The 7,412-nt window shown below is 59.6% G+C and carries 8 protein-coding genes and 1 tRNA gene; 4 read left to right on the top strand and 5 right to left on the bottom strand.

The annotated features are described in order from the left end of the window. Both HQL44_07625 and HQL44_07620 read right to left on the bottom strand, forming a co-directional pair. Positions 1-592 (bottom strand): hypothetical protein (locus HQL44_07625; GenBank protein MBF0268446.1); only part of this gene is annotated, 592 nt, incomplete at its 3' end. An 84-nt stretch (positions 593-676) separates the two neighbouring features. Then, positions 677-766: transfer RNA gene (locus HQL44_07620), tRNA-Ser, on the bottom strand. A 204-nt stretch (positions 767-970) separates the two neighbouring features. On the opposite strand from HQL44_07620, the gene HQL44_07615 reads away from it, so the two are divergent. From HQL44_07615 to HQL44_07605, 3 genes are read left to right on the top strand one after another with little or no spacing between them, the layout of a single operon-like run. Next, the gene (locus HQL44_07615; protein ID MBF0268445.1) at positions 971-3,562 is read left to right on the top strand and encodes a glycosyltransferase; all 2,592 of its coding nucleotides are present in this window, start codon (positions 971-973) and stop codon (positions 3,560-3,562) included. A 9-nt stretch (positions 3,563-3,571) separates the two neighbouring features. Further along, a complete protein-coding gene (locus HQL44_07610) occupies positions 3,572-3,958 on the top strand; it encodes a hypothetical protein (protein ID MBF0268444.1) in 387 nt (128 codons plus the stop codon). Between the two features lie 3 nt (positions 3,959-3,961). Then, complete coding sequence (locus HQL44_07605; protein MBF0268443.1) at positions 3,962-4,378, top strand: VOC family protein; 417 nt, start codon at positions 3,962-3,964, stop codon at positions 4,376-4,378. Between the two features lie 7 nt (positions 4,379-4,385). On the opposite strand, the gene HQL44_07600 is transcribed toward HQL44_07605, so the two are convergent. Further along, positions 4,386-5,717, bottom strand: a complete 1,332-nt coding sequence (locus tag HQL44_07600) for an iron-containing alcohol dehydrogenase (GenBank protein ID MBF0268442.1) — start codon at positions 5,715-5,717, stop codon at positions 4,386-4,388. Positions 5,718-5,791: 74 nt separating this feature from the next. Here HQL44_07600 and HQL44_07595 point away from each other — a divergent pair, with 74 nt between their 5' ends. Continuing rightward, on the top strand, positions 5,792-6,838 hold the full coding sequence (locus HQL44_07595) for a hypothetical protein (protein MBF0268441.1): 1,047 nt from the start codon (positions 5,792-5,794) through the stop codon (positions 6,836-6,838). Positions 6,839-6,855: 17 nt separating this feature from the next. On the opposite strand, the gene HQL44_07590 is transcribed toward HQL44_07595, so the two are convergent. Beyond that, positions 6,856-7,143, bottom strand: coding sequence for a helix-turn-helix domain-containing protein (locus tag HQL44_07590; protein ID MBF0268440.1), 288 nt, complete (start codon positions 7,141-7,143; stop codon positions 6,856-6,858). After that, complete coding sequence (locus HQL44_07585; GenBank protein MBF0268439.1) at positions 7,103-7,378, bottom strand: BrnT family toxin; 276 nt, start codon at positions 7,376-7,378, stop codon at positions 7,103-7,105. The genes HQL44_07590 and HQL44_07585 overlap by 41 nt, the downstream gene beginning before the upstream one ends. Between the last annotated feature and the right edge of the window lie 34 nt (positions 7,379-7,412).

Genomic DNA, 7,412 nt, shown 5'->3' with positions numbered 1-7,412 from the left:
CGTTGGAAACCAGTGCTCCAACCCGGATCAGTGGGTCGCTTGGGATATCCCTGAAATCGCCACCGTCGCGCGCCAGCATGCGTTTGTAGGCCTCGATTACGGCCCGCATCAACGCCTGACCAAGCTGATAGTAATCTTTGCTGCCCTTGGCTACGTCCAGCTTCTCCTCGGCAATTGCCGAGTCCAGATAGAGGTGTACGGCGCTATGGTCGCCATCGGCGATGTCGCTTTCGAATTTACTGATAGCCTTGGTGCGGTTGTGCTTCAGGCTGTCGTGAATGCGTTGTGCTTGGGTGTCGCCTTTTGACTTGGCGCGAAATTCATCATCCTGGTCGAGGTTCTGTTCGAAGAAGGCGTGGGCGATCTTGGCGATTTTCTCTGGTTCGAGCATGGCGTTTTCTCGGATTGCTTTGAATCCTTGATACGCTCGATGGCGCAAAAAGCTAGCCCTGATTTTGGCCTGCGAAGGATCGCAGGTGCCTAATCCTCGCTTTAACTCCGTTATCCCCAAACATCTTGCAATATCCTTCGGAAGGCGAAGGCGGAAATAGTAGCGGCTGCCACGTCTGGCGATGTGCGTTTCCAGGCCCATGTGTACCACCTCTGTGTACCAGTGGTGAGGCCGTCCAGGTTTTGTGCCGGAAACGCATTGTAAATCAATATATTGTGGGTCATTTGGCGGAGAGAGAGGGATTCGAACCCTCGGTACGGTTTCCCGTACACACACTTTCCAGGCGTGCGCCTTCAACCACTCGGCCACCTCTCCTTAAGGGCGGCAAACCTATCATATTTCTCGGGGGCCGCAAGCCCAGAACGCCGCTGGCCTAGGCTGGCGGACTACTGGCGTCTCATAAGGGATTTTGCTAAGTTTTACGGGCGGCTGCCATTGTTTTGCCTCGATCCCGGGGTAAAAGCCATGCCGATGCGGGGCTTTGGCCCTGTTTTCTCTTTTTTGGGGCCCTTCAAACACATGCGATTTTCCGGCGTTATCGTCCTTACCCTGATCGTCATCGTCAATCTGGCCGCCTGGGCTTGGCTCAACCGCCCGCATTCCGGCGTCGATTGGCAAGGCCAGATCCGCAGCGTCTCATTCAGCCCCTTCCAGAAGGACGACGACCCCCAGAAGGGCCGCTACCCGTCGCTGACGGATGTCGAGCGCGATCTTAAGCTGCTGGCGGGCAAGGTGGCGATGGTGCGAACCTACACCGCGCTGGACGGTCTTGAGCAGGTGCCGGAACTGGCGCAGCGCTTCGGCCTTAAGGTTCTGGCGGGCGCATGGATCGACACTAGGCTTGGCCGCAACGAGGCGGAAATCAGAAGCCTGATCGGCCAGATCCGCAATTACAAGAATGTCGAGCGGGTGATCGTGGGCAACGAGGCCCTGCATCGCGGCGACGTGACCGTTCCGCAATTGGTGCGCTACATCCGCCGGGTCAAGGAGCGGGTGAAGGTGCCGGTCAGCACCGCCGAACCCTGGTATGTCTGGATTAAATATCCCGATCTGGCCAAGGAGGTGGATTACATCTCGATCCATATCCTGCCCTATTGGGAGGGCGTGCCGGTCGAGGAATCGAACGACTATCTCCTGAAGCGCTATGAGGAAGTCAAGGCCGCCTTCCCCGGCAAGCACGTCATGATCACCGAAGTGGGTTGGCCCAGTTCGGGCAAAATGCGCGGCGGCGCAGAACCGTCGCTGGTCAATCAGGCCCTGTTCTTGCGCAAGTTCTTGAAGCGCGCGTCGGAAACCTTCATCGACTACAATGTGATCGAAGCCTTCGACCAGCCCTGGAAGAACGAAATCGAATGGTCGGTGGGCGCCCACTGGGGCATGTTCGACGCCGACCGCCACCAGAAATTCCCCATGGAAGGCCCGGTGGTCGAGATCAAGGAATGGCCGATGCTGGCCGCCGGGGCCACCGCCATCGGCTTCCTGCCGCTGGTCTGGTTCTTATGGCGCCGAAGCCAAATCAAGCTGGGCGGACGCATCTTCTTCGCCGCCATGACCATGACGGCGGCCTCGGTCGTGATGTGGGCCGCGACGATCCCGGTTCTGAAGGATTTCGCGCCAGGGCCAGAGGTCATGTGGACCATGCTGGTGCCCGGCCAGATCGCGCTGCTGTTCGTGATTCTGATCTCCACCTTCGAATTCACCGAACTGACTTGGTCCGAAAAGTTCAGGCGACACTTCAAGCCGCACGACCCCGACCAAGCCAGGGCGGGCGTTTTGCCCAAGGTCTCGTTGCACCTGCCTTGCTACAACGAACCGCCGCAGATGGTGATGATGACCATCGATTCCTTGATGAAGCTGGATTATCCCGACTTCGAAATTCTGATCATCGACAACAACACCAAGGACCCGGCGGTCTGGCAGCCGGTCGAGGAATATTGCGCCACCCTGGGTCCCAAGGTGCGCTTCTTCCACCTGCCGCAATGGCCGGGCTACAAGGCGGGCGCGCTTAATTTCGCGCTCAGCCAAACCGATCCCGAGGCCAAGATCATCGGCGTCATCGACAGCGATTATCTGGTCGAACCCAATTGGCTGAAATCGCTGACCCCTTATTTCGACGACGAAAAGGTGGCCTGGGTGCAGGCCCCCCAGGACCATCGCGAATGGGAACACGACACGTTCAAGGAAATGATCAACTGGGAATATGCCGGCTTCTTCCACATCGGCATGGTGGCCAGGAACGAGTACGACGCCATCATCCAGCACGGCACCATGACCTTGATCCGCAAGGAAGCGCTGGAGAAGTGCGGCAAATGGGGCGAGGGCTATATCTGCGAAGACGCCGAACTGGGCCTCAAATTCCTGGAAACGGGCTATCACTCGATCTATGTCAACCACTGCTTCGGCAAGGGCCTGACGCCCGACACCTTCATGGGCTACAAGAAGCAACGCTATCGCTGGGCTTACGGCGCCATGCAGATTCTGAAGGGCCATTGGCGCACCTTGCTGCCCTGGGCCAAGGGCAATCTCAGCTTCGGCCAGAAATTCCAGTTCGTGGCCGGTTGGCTGCCCTGGATCGCCGACGGATTGTTCCTGGTCTTTACGGCGGCCAGCATCTTGTGGTCGCTGGGTCTGGTGACGGCGCCCAGATATTTCGATTTCCCCCTGGCCGAATTCGCCATCCCCACCTTGTTCGTCTTTTTCTACAAGCTGGCGACGCATCTGATCTTGTACCAGACCCGCGTGAAATGTTCGGTCGGCCAGCAGATCGGCTCGGCGGTGGCGGGCATGGGGCTGACCTTCATCATCGCCAAGGCGGTCGTGCACGGCATCTTCACCAAGTCGATCCCCTTCATGCGCACGCCAAAAATGGAAAACAAGGCGGCCTTCTGGAAGGGCATTCTGGGGGCCTGGGAAGAGTTGGCCTTGGCCTGCCTGCAATGGAGCGCCGCCGGAGCCGTTCTATACAATTACGGTTTCTATGACCGCGACGCCAAACTGTGGGCCTTGGTGCTGATCGTGCAGTCGATGCCTTATCTGGCCGCCGTCATCACTTCGCTGCTGGCCGCCGTTCCCTCGCAGCAACCGGCCCTGCCGGAACCGGCGAAGGCTTAGGGGGAAAGGATGCGCATCGCGGTTTCCTCGAATGACGGCAAACAGCTTTGCGGCCATGCGGGCCAAGCACGGCACTGGCTGATTTTCGAGGGCGAAATGGGAGGAAGGGCCAGCCAGATCGACCGGCTGGAACTTGCCTCCCAAAACGTTTTTCATCATCACAGGGACGCCAGCGGCCCGCATCCGCTGGAATCGGTCCAGGCCTTGATCAGCAAAAGCGCTGGCGAAGGCTTCCTGAGGCGCATGGCCAAGAAGGGGATCGACGCCAAATTGACGACCGAGCGCAACGCCCAGAAGGCCGCCGACGATTATCTGGCGGGACGGCTAAAGCCGCCCCCTGTCCCCGGCCTGATGAGCCTGTTTTGCAAGCTACGCGACATGTTCTCGGAACATTGACGAATGATCCCGCGCGTCAACCTGATCACTTTGGCGGTGGCCGATCTGGCGGTCTCGCGGGCTTTTTACGAGCGCCTTGGCTGGAAGGCGAAAGCCGCCAGCAATCCTTACGTCGCCTTTTTCGATTTGGACGGCGTCATCTTGTCTCTGTATGGCAAGGACGCGCTGGCAGGCGACACCGGCATTGCCGATGCGAAGGCGGGCTGCGTTACGATGGCGATCAACCTTGAGAGCCAGGATGCGGTCGATGCCGCGATGGCCGAAGCGATGGCGGCCGGCGCGACGTTGCTGACCGCTCCACACGATACGCCTTGGGGCGGCTATGTCGGCTATTTCGCCGACCCGGATGGCCATCCCTGGGAGTTGGCCTGCGTCCCCATGTTTCCCTTCGACGCAAACGGCCGCCTGATTCTTGATTAGGCGAACCCTACCAAAGCCGCAAAGCCCCCTTGAATATCTCGCGCAGCTCCGTCTCGGTCACCGGGCGCGGCGAATTGTTGAGCAGTCGCGGCTGGGTGGCCGCTCCCTTGGCTAAAGCATCAAGGTCCGTCTCGCCATAGCCCAGGGCCGACAGGCCGTTGGGCAGATCGGCTTGGCGCATCAATTTGGTCAAGGCGTCGGCCAGCGCTTCGCCCGCCTCCACCAGTTTGACGCCAGCGATGTCAGCCCCCAGGGCCGCCGCGCAGTCCAGATGCCGTTGCGGACAGGCGGACGCGGTAAAGCGAAAGGCGGAAGGCGCGTTCAGCACCACGGAAATGCCATGCGGCACCATGGGACGGTTCTGCTCGTAGCCCGAAGCGGTATAGCTGTGGCACAGCCCGGCCACGGCATAGGACATGGCGTGCGGCAAATGCACCCCTGAATTGCCGAAGGCGATGCCCGCCAGGGTGGCGGCGAACATCAGCCCTTCGCGGGCTTCATGGTCTTGCCGGTCCTTGACGGCCCGCACCAGATAGCGCCCGCCCAGGCGGATGGCTTCCAGGCTTCCCAGATCGCTCCAGGGGTTTGCCCCCTGGCTCATTGGTCGCGCGGCGCTGGTCTTGGGCCTTTCTCGCTCGAAATAGGGCTTGGCGGTATAGGATTCGATGGCGTGCGTGAACACGTCGAACCCCGAAGAGGCCAGCACGCCGGGCGTCATGGTGGCGGCCACCCTGGGATCGATCAGCGCCAGACTGGGCTTCAGCCATTTATGGGCGATCACCGTCTTGATGGCGTTGGCTTCGAAGTCGAACACCGCGATCCCGGTGCATTCCGCGCCGGTGCCCGAGGTGGTCGGACAGGCGATATGGGGCGGCAATGGCCCCGGAACCGGCAGCACGCGACCATAAGGGGCCGCCACATAATCGAGGAAAGGGGCCGGATAGGCGGCATAAAGCAGGGCCGCCTTGGCGGTATCCATCACCGAGCCGCCGCCGACCGAGACGATGCCGTCGAAGCGGCCGGTCTTGTAGAAATCGACCGCCGCCAGGAAGGACGCATCGGTCGGCTCGACCCGCACATCGGCGTAAACCGCCACCTCGCAGCCCGCATTCGCCAGGGCCTTTCGCACTTCGTCCGGCCAGGGCGTGGCGCTCGCCAGATGGGAATCCGTGAACAGGGCCACCCGCTTCATCCCCAGATCCCTGGCGGCGTCGCCAGCCTCGGTCAAGGCGTTGGGGCCGAACCGCACGGAATTGGAATGGACCGCAAAGACCGTCTCGCGCTCTGTCACAATCTGCCTCCCTGGCAAGGCGTTGGTCTTTTTACGCGATTTAAACATTTGTTTGCCATATATGGCAACACTATGAATATCATGCTAAATTAGCCCCGACCAACTAGACAGGGATTCTGCGGGTGAGCGTTGATAAGGTTCTGAAACCTCTTGAAGACGGCGACATGGACTCGTTGTTCATCCTGCCGCTCAGGATCATTCCCCTGGAAACCCCGGCCCTGAAAACAGCGCGCCTGATCAAGAACGTGCGCCTGCGCAGCGTGGTCGAGCTGTTTTCGAACGTCGAGGGAACCGGTTCGGGCCAGGTCGAGATCGAATCCCTGCCCAAGATGTTCGGCTGGCCGGAAGACAAGATCCATCCCGATTTCCTGGTCGTGCGCAAGCTGGGCCTTTTGCCCAGCTACGACATTTATTCGCTGCGCATTTCGCTCAGGCAGCAGGGGATTTCCGTCAACAGCTCCGAAGCGCTGCGCCTAAGCCCCGAAAAGAACGCCGAACTGACCAATTACATGACCCTGTTCACCAGGCCGTTGATTCACGAGATCTACGGCGACGAGAACGTGAACATCCAAAGTTTCGACGACGTGATCGCACTGTTTCGCGACCCCGACATCCAGAAGGCCAAGCAGAATCTGACGCGCATGGCCGACAAGCTGCACATCAACCTGTCGGAAGTGCCGCGCTTCATTGAAGACTACGGCGACATCTTCCTTTCGCTGTCTTATTACCGGCAAAGCCTGGACAAGCTGGAGCCGATCATCTCGGACTTCCTGGGGTCGATGTACGACATCCGCAACAACTGGCAGCTCAAGCAAGACGCCAATCTGCTTAGAACCTGCGACATGATCGAATCGACCATGAACGGCCTGATGGCCAACATCACGGGCCGTTTCGAGAATTTCGACCGCTCGACCAAGGATATGTGGAACAACATCTCGGCCGACCGGTTCAGGAAGGTCAAGGAGCTGATCGAAAGCTACCACACCTCGATCGGCGGCATCTTGTGCGCCCTGACCGTGAAGATGAACGCCTGGGCCAGAGCTTTTCCGAAAAAGCAGTCGGGCGGGCCAGTCAAGCGCGGCGAGTTGATCATGAGCGAAATGAAGCAGGGCATCGACACCATCAAGAAGACGGAAGACGACGCCCCCATGCTGGCGAGTCTGAACTAGGGCCAGCCGAAAGTCCCTTACGCCGCTTTAAGCGCCTTGGCCACCGCATCGGGCATTTTGGCGATCACCCGCAGATAGCTTTGCGTGGCTCCATCCGGGGCGCGACGGCCCTGTTCCCAATCGCGCAAAGTGGCCGCCGGAATGCCGAAGCGCTTGGAAAAAACGCTTTGCGAAAGCCCCGTGGCGGCACGGGCTTTCCTGGCCAGTGCCGCGCCCAGACCGCGTTCGAACTCGTCGTCGCTCAGTGGCGCGTCAACATCCGGTTCAGCGCGGGGTTTTGTCGTAGCGGCTCGTTTCACGCTCATTGGCTTTTCTCACGCTGATGATGCGGCGCGTCCGACCGCGTTCGGCAAAGACACAGACATAAATGCGTCCCAGAACGTTGCCATAGACGATAAATCGCTCTTCGGCATAGTCGAAACGCACATCGAGAATCTCGAGACGACTGGGATCCGCCAACACCTTGGCGCCGAAAGCCAGCGACAAGCCATGCTTCTCTCGGTTGGCTGCATCCTTGTTCGCATCGAAATCGAATTTCATTGGGAATAACTATACGGCATTACCGTATGCCCGG

This window comes from Alphaproteobacteria bacterium (genome assembly GCA_015231795.1).
Lineage (GTDB): Bacteria > Pseudomonadota > Alphaproteobacteria > Rhodospirillales > WMHbin7 > WMHbin7.
The sequence above is the reverse complement of the archived record's forward strand: the minus strand, read 5'-3'. Positions and strand labels throughout refer to the sequence as shown.

Coding starts and splice junctions, on each gene's coding strand:
- HQL44_07615 (MBF0268445.1), top strand. CDS start 971: ATGCGATTTTCCGGCGTTATCGTCCTTACCCTGATCGTCATCGTCAAT.
- HQL44_07610 (MBF0268444.1), top strand. CDS start 3,572: ATGCGCATCGCGGTTTCCTCGAATGACGGCAAACAGCTTTGCGGCCAT.
- HQL44_07605 (MBF0268443.1), top strand. CDS start 3,962: ATGATCCCGCGCGTCAACCTGATCACTTTGGCGGTGGCCGATCTGGCG.
- HQL44_07600 (MBF0268442.1), bottom strand. CDS start 5,717: ATGTTTAAATCGCGTAAAAAGACCAACGCCTTGCCAGGGAGGCAGATT.
- HQL44_07590 (MBF0268440.1), bottom strand. CDS start 7,143: ATGAGCGTGAAACGAGCCGCTACGACAAAACCCCGCGCTGAACCGGAT.
- HQL44_07585 (MBF0268439.1), bottom strand. CDS start 7,378: ATGAAATTCGATTTCGATGCGAACAAGGATGCAGCCAACCGAGAGAAG.